We start from the raw sequence: 15683 nt of genomic DNA, 5'->3' as shown, positions 1-15683 counted from the left end.
CCGCGATGACGGCCGACCCGACGCCTCAAACGTCGGATCGGTCCCCCAGCCCCGGGTCCACACGCTTGCCAATGTCCTTGAGTCGCGCCAGTTGGTCGACCATCCCTGGTGCTTCATCCAGGCTGCTGACAAAGGTCCACAGGTAAGTCATCACCGCATACACATGGCCGGCCTTGACCGCCGGCGACAGCGCCAACTGGCTGATGGCGACCACAAACAACAGCGCGGCCAGCGTACCGATAAACAGGAACGCTGCAGCCTCGCGGTCCGACAGCCAGATCCGCAGGCGTGACAGCACCTGGTAGTGGCGCTGCAAGGTCTGCGCGCCGACCTTTTCCACCAGGCCGATTTCCTTTTCCAGGCGGTCATTCAAGCGCTCGTACAACTCCTGATTGCGCCGGGCGAAACGTGGCAACAAGGTTGTGCACAGCACCAGCGCCGTCAGGCAGGCCAGGCCGATCCACGGTTCGATCACCAGCAACATCACGGCCGCACCGACGATTGACACCAGCGCCGTCGCGATGATCGGCACGTGTTTTTCGAAGAAATCCACAAAGTCCCGCGCCAACACCACCCGCGCCGCCGCCCGTGAGGTGCTGTGGTTTTGCAGGCGCTGGTTGAGAATCACCGGCACCGCCAGGTCGGCGTAAATGCGGGTGAAGGTGCGTGTGTCCAGCGCCCGTCGCGCCGCCCCGACCACCCAGAACGCCAGCACCACGGCGGCGTAGAACAGCGCGCTGCCGGCGTCGCCGCGGATAATTGAGTCCACCGCGAACCCGGCAAACAGCGGGTAGGCCAGCAGCAATGCGTTCTCCAGGGCCACCAGCGACAAGGTGCAGAACAACTTGCCGGGATAGGCCCTGGCGATCGCCTTGAGGGTTTGGCTGGCGGATTGTTGCCCGATCTTTTTGCTTTCTTCGATCAGGATTTGCGGTGTTACGGATGACATGGGGTGCACCAAGGGTGAGATAAACGCTAGTATTGAGCGACTGCTCAAGTATCCTTGAGCGATCGCTCAAAAAGCAAGCGCCGTCGATCTGCCGGTGCCTGAAGGAAAAGCCTCATGTCGCGTATCGACCGTAAAGACCAGATCATCGCCGCTGCCCTGGAGCTGTTTCGCAGCAAAGGCTTCGCCGATGTTTCCACCCGCGACCTGGCGGAACATGCCGGGCTGTCCCGTAGCCACGTCTATCACTACTTCAGCGACTGGAAAGAACTGCGCCGCGAAGCGTTTGTGCGGTTTGCCAACGAGCAACTGGACGAGGTGCGGGTGCCGTTGGAGGGGCTGCCTCCACTGGAAGCACTCGAAGGTTTCCTGCGTGACTGCCTGCCCTCCACGGCAGATGCCGGATGGGCGTTGTGGCTGGATGCGTGGGACGAAGCCATGCATGACGAGCCATTCGCCGAGGCTTACCTGACGATCAACGCCCAATGGCAAGCGATGCTCGCGGAGATCATCGAGCAAGGTGTGGCGGCCAAAGTTTTCCACTGTGAGTCGCCCAAACGAGCGGCGCGGCAGCTCTTCGCCGTGGCCATGGGGTATGCCGATGACTTGATGCTCAAACCCTCCGTTGAATCGGCTGAGGCGGCGATGGGTGAGGTGATGGAAGTGGCAGGGCTGCTCCTGGCGTTGCCTAAGAAGCGCTAGCGGGGCGGTACTGTAAGGCTTCCGCCAGATGATGCCGGGCGATGGCTTCCACCTGTTCCAGGTCGGCCAGGGTGCGCGCGACCTTGAGCAAGCGATGGGCTGCCCGCAGCGACAACGTCAGTCGTTCGCAGGCGCTCTCCAGCCAGCCTTCATCGGCCTTCGCCAGCATGCAGTGCTCGCGTAGCCCCGGCAGGTCGAGAAAGGCATTGGCGCAGCCCTGGCGCCGTTGCTGGCGTTCTCGAGCCTCGGCCACGAGGGCGGATGCGCTGGCGGTATCGTCGCCGGACTGTTTGCCCGGGTTCAGCGCAGTGCTTTCCCGGGCGACGGTCACGTGCAGGTCAATCCGGTCCAGCAGCGGCCCCGAGAGTTTGTTGCGATAGCGCTGGATCTGCTCCGGCGTGCAGCGACAGCGCCCGCTCGGCTCGCCCACATAGCCGCACGGGCAGGGGTTCATTGCCGCCACCAACTGAAAGCGCGCCGGGAAACTCACCCGGTCGCGGGCGCGGGCAATCACGATATGCCCGGACTCCAGCGGCTCACGCAGCACTTCCAAGACCTTGCGATCAAACTCCGGCAGCTCGTCGAGAAATAACACACCATGATGGGCGAGGGTGATTTCCCCCGGCTGCGGTTTCGAGCCACTGTAGGCTTTCGAAATAAATGATAAATGACTACGCTAGAGGCCGCTTTAGGCCATTAAGACCTTCTGAAATTGCTGAGAAAAATCTCGGTAATAAATGAGACCAGATAGAAAATGACCGGAAATAGATGCGACCAGATTAAGCCGGTTCGAAAGATCAAACCGACCCGCCGCAGCATTTCAGGAGTGATGGCTTTCAAAGGGCTAGGTGGGGTCGCTTTCGAATCCTCATTGGAAAGAGACTTTCTGAAGCGTATGTGTTGCCGCTGACCGAAAACTGACCCAGTAAAGGCTGTTCTGCCGACTGAAAACTGACCCAGGTGTTCAACTGCTTCTGCTCACTTTTCGAGCAGGAGAACACAGGGTGATCAGCATGGAAATGTTGGGAAAAATCCGGCGGATGTACTTCCGCGACAAGCTCTCGCTGCATCAGATAGCCAAGCGTACCGGGCTGTCGAGAAACACCATCCGAAAATGGGTCAGAGCGCCCGAAGCAACTCAGCCGGCGTACCAGCGCAGCGCAACCTTCAACAAACTCAGCCCATTCCACGAGACGCTGGAACAGGCGCTGAAGGCCGATTCGTTCCGGGCAAAGCACAACCGCAGGAGCGCCAAAGCACTTTTCGAGCAGATCAAGACCGAGGGTTATGACGGCGGCTACAGCCAGCTCACAGCGTTTGTGCGTTCGTGGCGAGGTGAGCAAGGCAAGTCTTTACGCGCTTTTGTACCGCTGACGTTTGCACTTGGAGAGGCCTTCCAGTTTGACTGGAGCGAAGAAGGTCTGCTGATCGGTGGCCTGTTTCGACGCATCCAGGTTTCCCACATGAAGCTCTGCGCCAGTCGCGCATTTTGGTTGGTTGCGTATCCCAGCCAAGGCCACGAGATGTTGTTCGATGCCCATACCCGCTCGTTTGGCGCGTTAGGTGGGGTGCCGCGTCGCGGCATCTACGACAACATGAAAACGGCTGTCGACAAGGTCAATAAAGGCAAGGGCCGCACGGTCAATGCACGGTTTGCCGTGATGTGCGCGCACTACCTGTTCGATCCGGATTTCTGCAACGTAGCCTCTGGCTGGGAAAAGGGCATTGTCGAGAAGAACGTTCAAGACAGTCGACGGCGCATTTGGCTTGACGCTCAAAACTGCATGTTCCGCACCTTCGAGGAACTGAATGCCTGGCTCGGCCTACGCTGTCGTGCGCTCTGGAGCGAGCTGCTGCATCCGCAGTACAACGGGCTGACGGTGGCGGAAGTTTTGGAGCTGGAGCGGGTCGAAATGATGCCGATGCCGACCGCCTTTGATGGCTACGTCGAGCGCACCGTAAGGGTCTCCAGCACCTGCCTGATCAGCGTGGCACGAAATCGCTACTCGGTGCCTTGTGAGCGAGTCGGCCAGTGGGTCAGCAGCCGTCTTTACCCATCCCGGATCGTGGTCATCGCCGATGACATGATGATCGCCAGCCACGAGCGTCTCTTTGATCGAGATCAGGTCAGTTTTGACTGGCAGCATTACATCCCACTCATCGAGCGCAAGCCGGGTGCACTGCGCAATGGCGCACCGTTTGCCGATCTGCCCAATCCGTTGCGGCTTCTCAAACGGGGCCTGAGACGTCACAGCAACGGTGATCGAATCATGACGCAGGTGCTGGCTGCCGTGCCCATCGCCGGTCTCGACCCGGTGCTGGTAGCGGTAGAACTGGTGCTTGAGTCGGGAAGCTTGAGCGCCGATCACATCCTGAATATTCTAGCTCGACTGACCTCCACTGCACCACCGCCTTCCGTAGAAACCAGCCTGCAACTCAAGGTGGCTCCCGTTGCCAACACGGCCCGATATGACCAACTCCGTACAACAGATGAGGAGAGCCGCAATGCGTGACTTGATGGCAGAACTTAAAGAACTGCGTCTGCATGGCATGGCGCAGGCTTGGGAAGAACTGGCGGCCCAGGGAGAAGCTTCGACGGCATCCTCGAAATGGCTGCTTGAGCATCTGCTCCAACAGGAGCAGGCAGATCGCGCCGTGCGCTCTGTGAATCATCAGATGAACATGGCAAAGCTCCCCATGCACCGTGATTTAGCTGGCTTTGACTTCAGCGCTTCCAGCGCTGATGCCCGTCTGGTCAAGGAATTATCCAGCCTTGAGTTTACGGAGACTGCGCAAAATGTCGTGTTCATCGGTGGGCCTGGAACCGGAAAAACACACCTGGCCAGTGCCTTGGCCGTGTCCGGAATCACCACTCATAACAAACGAGTACGGTTCTTCTCCACGGTCGATCTCGTCAACCTGCTGGAACGTGAAAAGTACGATGGTAAGGCAGGCAGAATCGCCCAGGGACTGCTTCGGACAGACCTAGTGATACTCGATGAGCTTGGGTATTTGCCCTTCAGCCAGAGTGGTGGCGCGCTGTTATTTCACCTGCTTTCCAAGCTGTACGAACACACCAGCGTGGTCATCACCACCAACCTCAGCTTCTCGGAATGGTCGAGTGTGTTTGGTGACGCCAAGATGACCACAGCGTTACTGGATCGGCTGACACACCACTGCCACATCGTCGAAACGGGCAACGAGTCCTACCGCCTGCAACACAGCACCTTGGCAGACCAGACAAAGATCAAATCGCGTGAACGAAAGCGCAAGGACGAAGATGGTATCGAGGACGATGAACCGTTTTGATCTGCATCGTAAACACCCTGCCGCATGCCTACATGCGGTGGGGCTTGATGAGCCTTCAAGCGGAACACGACTGCTAAGCTTATCCACAATTGCTGGGACAAAAATCAGCAATCCGCCCTGGGTCAATTTTCAATCGGCAGGGTGGGTCAGTTTTCAATCAGCGCCAACAAACGAAGCGCCCTGATGTCCATTTTGCATTCCAATTTCGCATGGTTTTCATAAGATTAATTCATTATATCTTTAAAAAATGCCTGGATAAGATTTGTTACATCTGTTCCCAGCCAGCGTTCCCGGTCATGCCTTGAGGGCCTTGCCAGACGCTTCCATGGCCAGATTTCTCGCAGTGTATGAATCAAAGGCAACGCTATTTCTGGAGAGCAATTGTGCTTAACAAAACGCGTCATTCTTTTTCCGGTTCTGATGAGATGTCTCAGGGAGCGCGCTTCGTTAAGGAGTTGCTGGCGCAGGCACAGATTGAGGTCAACGGGCCGTCGGCTGCGGATATGCAACTGCACCACAGTGCTACGTTCGACCTGGCCCTGGCCAAAGGCAACCTTGGCCTCGGCGAGGACTACATGGATGGCGGTTGGGACGCCGAGGCGCTGGATGAGTTTTTCTACCGCCTCATGCGCTCTGGGGTGATCGACCAGGCCAACCCGGCCACTTTGTTGTTTCACGCGTTCAGCTCCCGCTGGCTGAACCTGCAAAACAAGAAGCGCGCCTGGCAAGTCGGCGAGGCGCACTACGACCTCGGCAATGACTTCTACGCGCGCATGCTCGACTCGCGCATGACGTACACCTGTGGCTACTGGAAAGATGCCACCACCCTGGAGCAGGCGCAGTTCGCCAAGCTGGACCTAATCTGTAAAAAAACTGGGGCTCAAGCCGGGCATGCGCGTGCTGGATATCGGCTGTGGCTGGGGCAGTTTCATGAGCCATGCGGCCGAGCACTATGGCGTGGAGTGCGTGGGTGTGACCATCTCCAAAGAGCAGGCGGAGTGGGGCCGCGCCAAGTATTCACATCTGCCTATCGAGTTTCGTTTGCAGGACTATCGGGACATCGACGAGCAATTCGACCATATCGCCAGTGTCGGCATGTTTGAGCATGTGGGCCGCAAGAACCATCGTGCCTATATGGAGGTGGCCAACCGCTGCCTGAAGGACGACGGGCTGTTCCTGTTGCACACCATCGGCAAGAACCAACGCAACAGCACGCCGGACCCGTGGATCGACAAATACATCTTTCCCAATGGTGATTTGCCCTCGATCGGGCAGATCGGCGATGCCATGGACGGGTTGTTTGTTGCCGAGGATTTGCACAACTTTGGCGCCGATTACGACAAGACACTGATGGCCTGGTGCGAAAACTTCGAATTGGCGTGGCCGGATTTCGCCGAAACCTTTGGCCGGCGTTTCTACCGGATGTGGCGCTATTACCTGCTGTCGTGTGCAGGGGCGTTTCGCGCGCGGGATATCCAGTTGTGGCAGTGGGTGTTGTCGAAGAAGGGGGTTGTAGGCGGGTATCAGCGGGTGAGCTGAGGGTTACTTAACGGGGACAGGCGAAACCTGCCCCGGTTTGGCCGGTTTACTCGGCGGCCGGCGTTAATCGCGCTTCCAGCTCCGCCACCTTGGCCTCAAGGCTTTCCAACCGCGCCCGAGTGCGCGCCAACACCACCATCTGGCTATCAAACTCTTCCCGGCTTACCAGGTCCAGCTTGCTGAAACCGCTTTGCAGCAGCGCCTTGAACTGGCTTTCAATTTCATTGCGTGGCAGCGGCGTGTCGCTGCTGAACAGGCGGGAGGCGTGGCCGCTCAGGGCGTCGAGGAGGTCTTTGGGCGCGAGCATGGGAAATCGTCCGGAAAATCTGTTGGCCGGCAGTGTATCACGCAGCGTCTATAGTCTTTTCCCAGGCACAGGCGCACGCTTTTCGCGCATGTGGCCGGGCGGTCACGCACCGTTTTCGTGCGTATCTTCGCGACAACGGCGCCCGGGAGGTGGGCACAAGCGAACAAAGGACTGATTTCAGTGATTTTTACGGAGCTGGCAAGCTTTCTGCTTAGACGATCATGACCCATGCACTGATGCAGTCGCTGTGACGATGCAGTGCGCCGACGGACCAGCGGTACATGTTTCGTCACCAGTGGTTAGCGAGCGTCGCAATGGCAAATGCCAAGGCGACGAAGCGTTACAAAGCCAGGCACTGCGCTTAGACTTGAGACGGGTTTGTTTTCCTGGGGCAAGTCCACCAATTCGGGAGAGAGTTTTCATGAAGCTAGTCACTGCCATCATCAAGCCGTTCAAGTTGGACGATGTACGCGAGTCACTGTCCGAGATCGGCGTGCAGGGCATTACCGTTACTGAGGTCAAAGGCTTCGGTCGGCAGAAGGGTCACACCGAGCTGTATCGCGGCGCGGAATACGTGGTCGATTTCCTGCCAAAGGTGAAGATTGATGTCGCCATTGACGACAAGGATCTTGACCGGGTTATCGAGGCGATAACCAAGGCCGCCAACACCGGCAAGATCGGTGACGGCAAGATCTTCGTGGTCAATCTGGAACAGGCTATTCGCATCCGTACCGGCGAAACCGATACCGACGCAATCTAAGCCGCCAAACCCCAACGCCCCAGGAGAAAACAATATGACTCTGCGTAAATTCGCAGGGCTAGGAGCCCTGTTGTCCCTCGTAATGCCGGCCCTGGCCATGGCGGCGGACCCAGTACCTGCTCCAGTCCTCAATTCCGGCGACACCGCGTGGATGCTCACGTCCACCGCGCTGGTACTGTTCATGACCATTCCAGGCCTCGCGCTGTTTTATGGCGGCATGGTTCGGTCCAAAAACATTCTTTCCGTGATGATGCAGTGCTTCGCCATCACCGGCCTGATCACCATCCTGTGGTTCGTCTACGGCTACAGCATGGCGTTCGATACCACCGGTATGGAAGCAGGCGTCGTCAACCTCAACTCGTTTGTGGGTGGCTTGTCCAAACTGTTCCTTTCGGGTGTGACCCCGGCCAGCATCACCGGCCCGGCGGCGTTGTTCCCTGAAGCCGTGTTTGTGACCTTCCAGATGACCTTCGCGATCATCACCCCGGCGCTGATCGTCGGTGCGTTCGCCGAGCGTATGAAGTTCTCCGCGATGCTGATCTTCATGGGCGTCTGGTTCACTCTGGTCTACGCACCGATTGCCCACATGGTATGGGGCGGTCCGGGTTCGTTGCTGGGCGACTGGGGCGTACTGGACTTCGCTGGCGGCACCGTGGTGCACATCAACGCCGGTGTTGCCGGCCTGGTAGCGTGCCTGGTACTCGGCAAGCGTAAAGGCTTCCCAACCACCCCAATGGCACCGCACAACCTCGGTTACACCCTGGTGGGCGCGGCCATGCTGTGGGTCGGCTGGTTCGGCTTCAACGCCGGCTCCGCGGCTGCGGCCAACGGCACTGCCGGCATGGCGATGCTGGTCACCCAGATCGCTACCGCTGCGGCGGCGCTGGGCTGGATGTTCGCCGAGTGGGTCACCCACGGTAAGCCAAGCGCGCTGGGCATTGCCTCGGGTGTGGTTGCTGGCCTGGTGGCAATCACTCCAGCCGCGGGCACCGTGGGCCCGATGGGCGCCCTGGTGATCGGCCTGGCGGCCGGTGTGGTGTGTTTCTTCTGCGCCACTACCCTGAAACGCAAATTGGGCTACGACGACTCCCTGGACGCCTTCGGCGTGCACGGTATCGGCGGTATCCTCGGCGCGATCCTGACCGGTGTGTTCGCGGCACCAGCGATGGGCGGCTTCAACGCCACCACCACTGATATCGCTGCACAAGTCTGGATCCAGTGCAAAGGCGTCGGCTTCACCGTCATCTACACCGCCATCGTGACGTTCATCATCCTCAAGGTGCTGGACGCTGTGATGGGCCTGCGGGTGACCGAAGAAGAAGAGGCTGTCGGCCTCGACCTGGCGCAACACAACGAGCGCGGCTACAACTTGTAAGTACGCGAAAAAAAGATGCCCGGCTTGCCGGGCATTTTTTTGCCTGGGGTTTGTCTGTGGCTAAAGGTGTATGGGTTTTTTGGCGACTTTGTGATGGGATCCACACCGCACTTTTCAGCGTGCGAATGTCTTACAGGCATGTAGGCGTATTCGGCACTTTGTTTTTTCCCTGAGCGCGCTAGAATGCGCGCCGATAGGCGGAGAACTGTATGTGGCAACAGACCCTGATAACCCTGCGGGCCAAGCCCCGGGGCTTTCATCTGGTGACGGACGAGTTGCTCGCCGGCTTGCCTGAATTGAAGGCCTGTCGGGTGGGCCTGTTGCATTTGTGGCTGCAGCACACCTCGGCTTCGTTGACGGTCAACGAGAATGCCGACCCGGCGGTTCGCCGTGACTTCGAGCGTTTTTTCAATGCGCTGGTGCCGCAAGGCATGGCGGGATATGAACACAACGACGAAGGTCCGGATGATCTGCCGGCGCACTTCAAGGCCAGTCTGCTGGGCTGTCAGTTGAGTTTGCCGGTAAGGGCCGGCCGCTTGGCGATGGGGACCTGGCAAGGTGTTTATCTGGGCGAGCACCGTGATCATGGCGGTGCTCGTAAAGTCCTCGCCACCTTGCACGGTGATGGGGCATAAGCCACTGGTGATCCGGTGGATGTTGATTTTTTTCCGGCGGCCGTCGACAGGTGGCGAAGCTGGGCTATAACTAATCTGCTTTTCGCAAGTCATGAGGTAGAACATGAGCGACGATGATCTGGAAAACGACGACCTCGAAGTAGGCGACGACGACGAAACCGAAGAAGGTCTTGAGGCGGCTGCCGAAGACGTGGCTGACGACGACGGTGGCGATGATGCACCGGTCCCGGTAGCCAAGGGCAAAGCCAAGGCTGCGGTGTCGGTCGACGAACTGCCGAGCGTAGAAGCCAAGAACAAAGAGCGCGATGCGCTGGCCCGTGCGATGGAAGAGTTCCTCGCTAAAGGCGGCAAAGTGCAGGAAGTCGAGGCTAACGTGGTGGCAGATCCACCGAAGAAGCCTGATAACAAGTACGGCAGCCGGCCTATCTAAGGCTTGCTGTTTGCTTGCTGAAAAAGCCCGCCGTCGCTGCGGGCTTTTTCATGGGTCAAACACATCCCTTCAGGCTGCTGACTGTCAGTGTGGGAGCGGGCTTGCTCGCGAATGCGTTGGATCAGTTGATACATGGTTGACTGATACACCGCATTCGCGAGCAAGCCCGCTCCCACATTGGATCTTCAGGGTTGCGGGAATTGCGTTATTGCCAGCTTCGTAATAGTTCTGGCAATTCAGTCAGGCTGCGAATCTCGGCGTCTGGGCGCTTTTGCGCTTCCCAGACCTTGCCCGCCGGATTGAACCACACGGCCCGCAGTCCCGCCTCTTGCGCACCGGCGATGTCATCTCCCGGATGATCCCCGACATGCACCGCTGCGCCCGGCTCTACGCCACCGCGCTGCAAGGCCTCCTGGAACAACCGTGCATCCGGCTTGGCGATACCAATGTCTTCCGCCCGCAGGGCAAAGTGAAAGTAATCCGCCAGCCCCACACGCTGCACATCGGCATTGCCGTTGGTAATCACCCCTAGCAGATAGTCGCGGCGCAGTGCTTGCAGCATCGGTTCCGCTTCGGGGAATACGGTGAGTTGATGCCGGGCGTGGATAAACGCTTCAAAGCACACGTCCGCCATCTGCGCCGCTTCCGGCAACGGGTATCCGGCTTCCTCGAAAGCATGTTGCAGCACCTTTTGACGCAACACGCTGATGCGGTATTTCAGCTCCGGATGTCGCTCCAGCACCTGTTGGCGCAGGCTGGCAAACTTCTCCAGAGGCAAGTCGCCCACCTTGGTGGCATGGGTCGCCAGCCACTCGCGCATCGACGCTTCGGCGCTGATGATGACCGGCACGTTATCCCAGAGCGTATCGTCCAGGTCGAAGGTGATCAGCTTGATGCTCATGAGTCACTGCCCTTAATGCGTTTGGCCCGTGGATGGGCGCTGTCGTACACCGTTGCCAGGTGTTGGAAGTCCAGGTGGGTGTAGATCTGGGTGGTCTTGATGTCTGAGTGGCCAAGCAGTTCCTGCACCGCGCGCAGGTCCTGGGATGACTCCAGCAAGTGGCTGGCAAAGGAGTGCCTGAGCATGTGAGGGTGCAGGTTTTGCCCCAGCTCGCGCTCGCCGGCGGCCTTGACCCTTAACTGAATGGCCCGTGGCCCGAGGCGGCGGCCTTGCTGGCTGATAAATACGGCGTCATCCGCCGGGTTGGCCAGGGCACGCAGGGGCAGCCACAGCAGCAGGGCTTCGCGGGCCTTCTTGCCCACCGGTAATACGCGGGTCTTGCTGCCTTTGCCCAGCACCTGCACCAGGCCATCCGCCAGGTCCAGCTGATCGAGGTTGAGCCCGGTCAGCTCCGACAGGCGCAGGCCCGAGGAGTAGAACAGTTCGAGGATCGCCTGGTCGCGGTGGGCCAGGAAGTCGTCCTCCACGGCGCCGTCGAGCAATTGCAGGGCACGGTCGGTGTCGAGGGTCTTGGGCAGGCGGCGTTCACCCTTGGGCGGCGCCAGGCCGTTGGCCGGGTCGTGGTCGCACAGGCCTTCGCGGTTCAGGTAGTGATAGAGGCCGCGTACCGCCGACAGCAGGCGTGCCAGGCTGCGGGAGGATTGGCCTTGCTGGTGCAGGCGGGCGATCAGGCTGCGCAGACCCTGGATATCCAGGGCCTTCCAGCTGCTGATGTGTTGTTTCTCGCAGAACGCCAGGACCTTGTTCAAGTCCCGACGGTAGGCTTCCAGGGTATGCGGCGACACCTGGCGCTCGCTGCGCAGGTGAGCGCAGTAGGCGTCCAGTTGTCGTTCCATGGTTAGCGCACCGCGCGCAAGGCGGTGGTGAAGCGCGGCAGGACGCGGCCCAGCACTTCGGCGATGTAGCTTAGGAACAGCGTGCCCACCGAGCTTTTGTAGTGCTGTGGATCACGGCTGGCGATGGCCAGCACACCGTGCAAACCTTGATGACTCAGGGCGACCACGGCAGTGGAGCCGATCTGCTGGCGCTGTTCGGCGCCAAACAGGAAGTCCAGCTCATGCTCGCGCAGGGTGCCGCTGATGGTCTTTCCTTCGGACAGCAAGCCGCCAATGGCGGTCTGGGCATCGCTGCCGCTGACCCAGCGCCCTACCGGCATCGGGTTGTCGCTGAACAGGATCAGGCTGACAAAAGGCACCTGGAAGTCCTGGCGCAGGCTGTCTTCGACGGCAATAACCGCTTCTTCCAGGCTGGCGGCGTCCATTAGGGTCAGGACCAGGCGGCGGGTCTTGTCGAACAGGCGGTCGTTGTCGCGGGCCACGTCCATCAGCTGCGAGAGCCGATGGCGCATCTCGATATTGCGCTCGCGCAGGATCTTCATCTGCCGCTCCACCAGCGACACGGTATCGCCGCGCTGGTGGGGAATGCGCAGGGCCGGCAGCAGCTCCTCGTGTTCGACGAAGAAGTCCGGATTAGCCTCCAGATACGCCGCAACGGCTGCGGCCTCCAGACTTTCGCTTGGGGATGCGTTCGCGGGTACTTGAGGCTTATCAGTCATTAGATTTTCTCACTCATAGACGGACCTGTCCTTCGTAGACGCGGGTGGCCGGGCCGGTCATTTTCACCGGTTGGCCAGGGCCTGCCCATTCGATGGACAGACGTCCGCCGGGCAGGTCGATCAGCAGTGGCGAATCCATCCACCCCTGGCTGATCGCGGCTACGGCAGCGGCGCAGGCGCCGGTACCGCAAGCCTGGGTTTCGCCGGCACCGCGTTCCCAGACGCGCAATAGCGCACGGGAACGGTCAATGACCTGCAGGAAACCCACGTTAACCCGTGCCGGAAAGCGCGGGTGGTTTTCGATCTTCGGCCCCAGTTCGTGAACCGGTGCGCTGTTGATGTCATCGACCCGCAGCACGGCATGGGGGTTGCCCATGGACACGGCAGCCAGGTTGACGGTCTTGCCGTCCACGTCCACCGCATAGCTCAAGGCTTGCTCGGTGGCCTGGAACGGAATGTCCGCCGGCACCAGCCGTGGGGCGCCCATGTTGACGCCGATCTGGCCGTCACTGCGAATATCCAGCTCGATAATGCCGCTTTTGGTCTCGACGCGAATCTGCCGCTTGGCGGTCAGGCGCTTGTCCAGCACAAAGCGGGCGAAACAGCGGGCACCGTTGCCGCACTGTTCCACTTCGGAGCCGTCGGAGTTAAAGATCCGGTAACGGAAATCCACTTCCGGGTTGCTCGGTGCTTCCACCAGCAGCAACTGGTCGAAGCCGACACCGGTGTGCCGGTCGCCCCACAGCTTGGCGTGCTTGGGCAGGATGTGCGCGTGCTGGCTGACCAGGTCGAGAACCATGAAGTCATTGCCCAGCCCATGCATCTTGGTAAAACGCAGCAACATGGCCTTACTCCGGCAGCAGGCTTTCGCCAGCAAACAACTCGGCTACCGTCTCGCGGCGACGCACTTCAAACGCTTGATCACCGTCCACCAGCACCTCGGCGGTACGCCCGCGGGTGTTGTAGTTGGAGCTCATGACAAACCCGTAGGCACCGGCCGAATGCACGGCCAGCAAGTCGCCTTCCTCCAGGGCCAGCTGACGTTCCTTGGCCAGGAAGTCGCCGGTCTCGCAGATCGGGCCGACCACGTCGTAGGTGCGGCCTTCGCCAGCGCGTGGCTTGACGGCCGTCACGTCCATCCAGGCCTGGTACAGCGCCGGGCGGATCAGGTCGTTCATCGCCGCGTCGACGATGGCAAAATCCTTGTGCTCGGTGTGCTTGAGGTACTCGACCTGGGTCAACAGCACGCCGGCATTGGCGACGACGTAGCGGCCTGGCTCGAACATCAGCGTCAAGTCGCGGCCTTCGGTGCGCTCGCGCACGGCCTTGATGTAGTCGGAAACCAGCGGCGGCTCTTCGTCGCGATAGCGCACGCCCACGCCGCCACCGAGGTCGATGTGGTGCAGGTAGATGCCGCATTCGCCGAGGCGGTCGATCAGCGCCAGCAGGCGGTCGAGGGCGTCGAGGAACGGTGGCAGGCTGGTCAGTTGCGAGCCGATATGGCAGTCGACGCCCAATACTTCCAGGTTCGGCAGTTGGGCGGCGCGGATGTACACGTCTTCGGCGTCGGCAATGGCGATGCCGAACTTGTTCTCTTTGAGGCCGGTAGAAATATACGGATGAGTGCCGGCGTCGACGTCCGGGTTGACCCGCAGGGAGATCGGTGCGCGAACGCCCATCTCGGCGGCCACCACTTGCAGGCGCTCCAGCTCGTCGGTGGACTCGACGTTGAAGCAGTGCACGCCAACTTCCAGGGCGCGGCGCATGTCTTCGCGGCTCTTGCCGACACCGGAGAACACAATTTTGTCAGCCTTGCCGCCGGCGGCCAGTACACGCTCCAGCTCGCCACGGGACACGATGTCGAAACCGGCGCCAAGGCGCGCCAGGACATTCAGTACACCCAGGTTGGAGTTGGCTTTTACCGCGTAGCACACCAGGCTTGGCGTGCCTTCCAGCGCGTCGGCAAAGGAGCGGTATTGCGCTTCGATGTGGGCACGGGAGTACACGTAGGTCGGGGTACCAAAGCGCTCGGCAATGGCGGACAGCGCGACACCTTCCGCGAACAGCTCGCCGTCCCGGTAGTTAAAAGCGTCCATGATGTTCCCTTAGTAGGTGTCGTGCTTGTGCGCTTTGGTTTGCGACGATTGCGCCTGTTCATTCGGGTCTTTGCTGTCATCGGGCAGATACAGCGGGCCTTTTTGACCACAGGCACTAACGAGGCAAGCGACCGCGACGAGCGCAGCAAGGGAAGAGATCAGGCGCTTCATGGCGAAATCCTTGAATATGCATTAATTGCGCCCGAGTATACCGACCACCCGCCGGATTGCCTATGTGCCGAAATACCCGTCCGGCGGGGCTTTGCCGAGTTTGTCGCGATTGCGCTTACACCAGTCAGGGATAATTCACGCAGCTGCGGGTAATGAAATCGGTATCCTTTGCAATCATGATGGCGCGTCCGTATTGTGCGGCGCTTGAGCGAGACCAGACACTTTTCGAGGTTCCCACAATGAGTTTGACCGAAGCCCGTTTTCACGACCTGGTGGATTCGACCCAGCAAGCGCTGGAGGATATTTTCGACGACAGCGGTCTGGATGTGGACCTGGAGAACTCGGCTGGTGTGCTGACCGTCAAGTTTGAGAGTGGCCAGCAACTGATCTTCAGTCGCCAGGAACCGCTGCGTCAGCTGTGGCTGGCTGCGCGCTCCGGTGGCGTTCACTTCGACTACGACGAAGAAAGCGGCAAATGGCAGTGCGACAAGAGCGAAGAGTTGTTGGGCGAGATGCTCACGCGCCTGATTCATGAATATACCGGCGTCGAGCTGGACTTCGACGAGATCTGATCGTGACGCAGCCCGTACCCGTACGCCCGCCCAAGCCGCTGTTCAGCAATGTCAGCCCGGCGGTGCCGTCACCTTGTATCAGTTTATGTCGGCTGGATGAGCACAAAGTCTGCCTCGGCTGCTTCCGTCATGTGGAAGACATCCGGGAATGGCGCTCCGCCGATGATGCGCGGCGCCGCGTGATCGTCGCCCAGGCCGAGCAGCGCAGGGCCTCCACCTGAGGCCGTCTTGTTTATTTATTGTGCTGTGGTAGTGTCCGGATACACCTCAACTCATCGAGGTCCGTGAGAACCCCGCCTTTTCCTGGCGGGGTTTTGCTTTTTTG

Annotated in this window: 17 protein-coding genes and 2 pseudogenes; 10 read left to right on the top strand and 9 right to left on the bottom strand. The window is 59.9% G+C overall.

Translation table 11 applies throughout. From position 1 onward, the window contains the following. Positions 1–25: 25 nt before the first annotated feature. The gene (locus tag D109_RS0109490; RefSeq protein ID WP_017476683.1) at positions 26–949 is read right to left on the bottom strand and encodes an ABC transporter six-transmembrane domain-containing protein; all 924 of its coding nucleotides are present in this window, start codon (positions 947–949) and stop codon (positions 26–28) included. A 114-nt stretch (positions 950–1063) separates the two neighbouring features. Between D109_RS0109490 and D109_RS0109485 the strand changes: the two genes are divergently transcribed. Beyond that, complete coding sequence (locus D109_RS0109485; RefSeq protein ID WP_017476682.1) at positions 1064–1648, top strand: TetR/AcrR family transcriptional regulator; 585 nt, start codon at positions 1064–1066, stop codon at positions 1646–1648. Here D109_RS0109485 and D109_RS01000000131805 read toward each other — a convergent pair. Then, positions 1635–2288, bottom strand: a pseudogene (locus D109_RS01000000131805) (ATP-binding protein); the annotation flags it as partial. The gene D109_RS0109485 and the pseudogene D109_RS01000000131805 sit on opposite strands and share 14 nt — an antisense overlap. Positions 2289–2661: 373 nt before the next feature. On the opposite strand from D109_RS01000000131805, the gene istA reads away from it, so the two are divergent. The 3 genes and pseudogenes from istA (at position 2662) to cfa (ending at position 6496) form a co-directional block, all read left to right on the top strand. Beyond that, positions 2662–4161, top strand: coding sequence for an IS21 family transposase (gene istA / locus D109_RS0109475; protein ID WP_152416348.1), 1500 nt, complete (start codon positions 2662–2664; stop codon positions 4159–4161). Next, positions 4154–4957 carry an IS21-like element helper ATPase IstB gene (istB, locus tag D109_RS0109470; protein ID WP_017476679.1) on the top strand — a complete coding sequence of 268 codons (804 nt, stop codon included), beginning with the start codon at positions 4154–4156 and terminating at the stop codon, positions 4955–4957. The genes istA and istB overlap by 8 nt, the downstream gene beginning before the upstream one ends. Positions 4958–5412: 455 nt before the next feature. After that, positions 5413–6496: pseudogene (gene cfa / locus D109_RS01000000131800) on the top strand (cyclopropane fatty acyl phospholipid synthase). A gap of 46 nt (positions 6497–6542) precedes the next feature. On the opposite strand, the gene D109_RS0109460 reads toward cfa, so the two are convergent. Next, positions 6543–6752, bottom strand: a complete 210-nt coding sequence (locus tag D109_RS0109460; protein WP_371103568.1) for an accessory factor UbiK family protein — start codon at positions 6750–6752, stop codon at positions 6543–6545. 472 nt (positions 6753–7224) lie between these two features. Between D109_RS0109460 and glnK the strand changes: the two genes are divergently transcribed. The 4 genes from glnK to sutA all read left to right on the top strand — a co-directional run bounded on the left by glnK (position 7225) and on the right by sutA (position 10003). Then, positions 7225–7563, top strand: a complete 339-nt coding sequence (glnK, locus tag D109_RS0109455) for a P-II family nitrogen regulator (RefSeq protein WP_002555808.1) — start codon at positions 7225–7227, stop codon at positions 7561–7563. Positions 7564–7597: 34 nt separating this feature from the next. Further along, the gene (locus D109_RS0109450) at positions 7598–8938 is read left to right on the top strand and encodes an ammonium transporter (RefSeq protein ID WP_026077859.1); all 1341 of its coding nucleotides are present in this window, start codon (positions 7598–7600) and stop codon (positions 8936–8938) included. Between the two features lie 209 nt (positions 8939–9147). Then, positions 9148–9573 (top strand): secondary thiamine-phosphate synthase enzyme YjbQ, encoded by a 426-nt coding sequence (locus tag D109_RS0109445; protein WP_017476675.1) that lies wholly within the window; start codon positions 9148–9150, stop codon positions 9571–9573. A gap of 103 nt (positions 9574–9676) precedes the next feature. After that, positions 9677–10003, top strand: coding sequence for a transcriptional regulator SutA (sutA, locus tag D109_RS0109440; protein ID WP_017476674.1), 327 nt, complete (start codon positions 9677–9679; stop codon positions 10001–10003). A gap of 205 nt (positions 10004–10208) precedes the next feature. Here the strand turns inward: sutA and D109_RS0109430 are convergent, their stop codons facing one another. Genes D109_RS0109430 through D109_RS1000000132715 form a run of 6 tightly spaced genes read right to left on the bottom strand, consistent with a single transcriptional unit; the run spans position 10209 to position 14786 of the window. Further along, positions 10209–10904 carry an HAD family hydrolase gene (locus D109_RS0109430; protein ID WP_017476672.1) on the bottom strand — a complete coding sequence of 232 codons (696 nt, stop codon included), beginning with the start codon at positions 10902–10904 and terminating at the stop codon, positions 10209–10211. After that, entirely contained in the window at positions 10901–11800 is a 900-nt protein-coding gene (gene xerC / locus D109_RS0109425) for a tyrosine recombinase XerC (protein WP_017476671.1), read from the bottom strand. Before xerC ends, D109_RS0109430 begins: the two co-directional genes overlap by 4 nt. 2 nt (positions 11801–11802) lie before the next feature. Beyond that, positions 11803–12519 carry a DUF484 family protein gene (locus tag D109_RS0109420; RefSeq protein WP_017476670.1) on the bottom strand — a complete coding sequence of 239 codons (717 nt, stop codon included), beginning with the start codon at positions 12517–12519 and terminating at the stop codon, positions 11803–11805. A 13-nt stretch (positions 12520–12532) separates the two neighbouring features. Next, positions 12533–13363 (bottom strand): diaminopimelate epimerase, encoded by an 831-nt coding sequence (gene dapF / locus D109_RS0109415; RefSeq protein ID WP_003208798.1) that lies wholly within the window; start codon positions 13361–13363, stop codon positions 12533–12535. Between the two features lie 4 nt (positions 13364–13367). Further along, complete coding sequence (lysA, locus tag D109_RS0109410; protein ID WP_017476669.1) at positions 13368–14615, bottom strand: diaminopimelate decarboxylase; 1248 nt, start codon at positions 14613–14615, stop codon at positions 13368–13370. A 9-nt stretch (positions 14616–14624) separates the two neighbouring features. Beyond that, positions 14625–14786: a lipoprotein gene (locus tag D109_RS1000000132715; RefSeq protein WP_003208801.1), complete on the bottom strand. Its 162-nt coding sequence runs from the start codon at positions 14784–14786 to the stop codon at positions 14625–14627. A gap of 239 nt (positions 14787–15025) precedes the next feature. Here D109_RS1000000132715 and cyaY point away from each other — a divergent pair, with 239 nt between their 5' ends. Next, entirely contained in the window at positions 15026–15358 is a 333-nt protein-coding gene (gene cyaY / locus D109_RS0109400) for an iron donor protein CyaY (protein ID WP_017476668.1), read from the top strand. Positions 15359–15360: 2 nt separating this feature from the next. Continuing rightward, complete coding sequence (locus D109_RS1000000132705) at positions 15361–15579, top strand: DUF1289 domain-containing protein (protein WP_026077858.1); 219 nt, start codon at positions 15361–15363, stop codon at positions 15577–15579. The last annotated feature ends 104 nt before the right edge of the window (positions 15580–15683 follow it).

The organism is Pseudomonas sp. PAMC 26793 (assembly GCF_000313235.1).
GTDB classification, from domain to species: Bacteria; Pseudomonadota; Gammaproteobacteria; order Pseudomonadales; family Pseudomonadaceae; genus Aquipseudomonas; species Aquipseudomonas yamanorum.
This window is presented reverse-complemented; position numbering and strand designations above follow the sequence as displayed.

Bases quoted from the DNA above. Each gene is read 5' to 3' on its own strand.
- D109_RS0109490 (WP_017476683.1), bottom strand. From the start codon at position 949: ATGTCATCCGTAACACCGCAAATCCTGATCGAAGAAAGCAAAAAGATC.
- D109_RS0109485 (WP_017476682.1), top strand. From the start codon at position 1,064: ATGTCGCGTATCGACCGTAAAGACCAGATCATCGCCGCTGCCCTGGAG.
- istA (WP_152416348.1), top strand. From the start codon at position 2,662: ATGGAAATGTTGGGAAAAATCCGGCGGATGTACTTCCGCGACAAGCTC.
- istB (WP_017476679.1), top strand. From the start codon at position 4,154: ATGCGTGACTTGATGGCAGAACTTAAAGAACTGCGTCTGCATGGCATG.
- glnK (WP_002555808.1), top strand. From the start codon at position 7,225: ATGAAGCTAGTCACTGCCATCATCAAGCCGTTCAAGTTGGACGATGTA.
- D109_RS0109450 (WP_026077859.1), top strand. From the start codon at position 7,598: ATGACTCTGCGTAAATTCGCAGGGCTAGGAGCCCTGTTGTCCCTCGTA.
- D109_RS0109445 (WP_017476675.1), top strand. From the start codon at position 9,148: ATGTGGCAACAGACCCTGATAACCCTGCGGGCCAAGCCCCGGGGCTTT.
- sutA (WP_017476674.1), top strand. From the start codon at position 9,677: ATGAGCGACGATGATCTGGAAAACGACGACCTCGAAGTAGGCGACGAC.
- D109_RS0109430 (WP_017476672.1), bottom strand. From the start codon at position 10,904: ATGAGCATCAAGCTGATCACCTTCGACCTGGACGATACGCTCTGGGAT.
- xerC (WP_017476671.1), bottom strand. From the start codon at position 11,800: ATGGAACGACAACTGGACGCCTACTGCGCTCACCTGCGCAGCGAGCGC.
- D109_RS0109420 (WP_017476670.1), bottom strand. From the start codon at position 12,519: ATGACTGATAAGCCTCAAGTACCCGCGAACGCATCCCCAAGCGAAAGT.
- dapF (WP_003208798.1), bottom strand. From the start codon at position 13,363: ATGTTGCTGCGTTTTACCAAGATGCATGGGCTGGGCAATGACTTCATG.
- lysA (WP_017476669.1), bottom strand. From the start codon at position 14,615: ATGGACGCTTTTAACTACCGGGACGGCGAGCTGTTCGCGGAAGGTGTC.
- D109_RS1000000132715 (WP_003208801.1), bottom strand. From the start codon at position 14,786: ATGAAGCGCCTGATCTCTTCCCTTGCTGCGCTCGTCGCGGTCGCTTGC.
- cyaY (WP_017476668.1), top strand. From the start codon at position 15,026: ATGAGTTTGACCGAAGCCCGTTTTCACGACCTGGTGGATTCGACCCAG.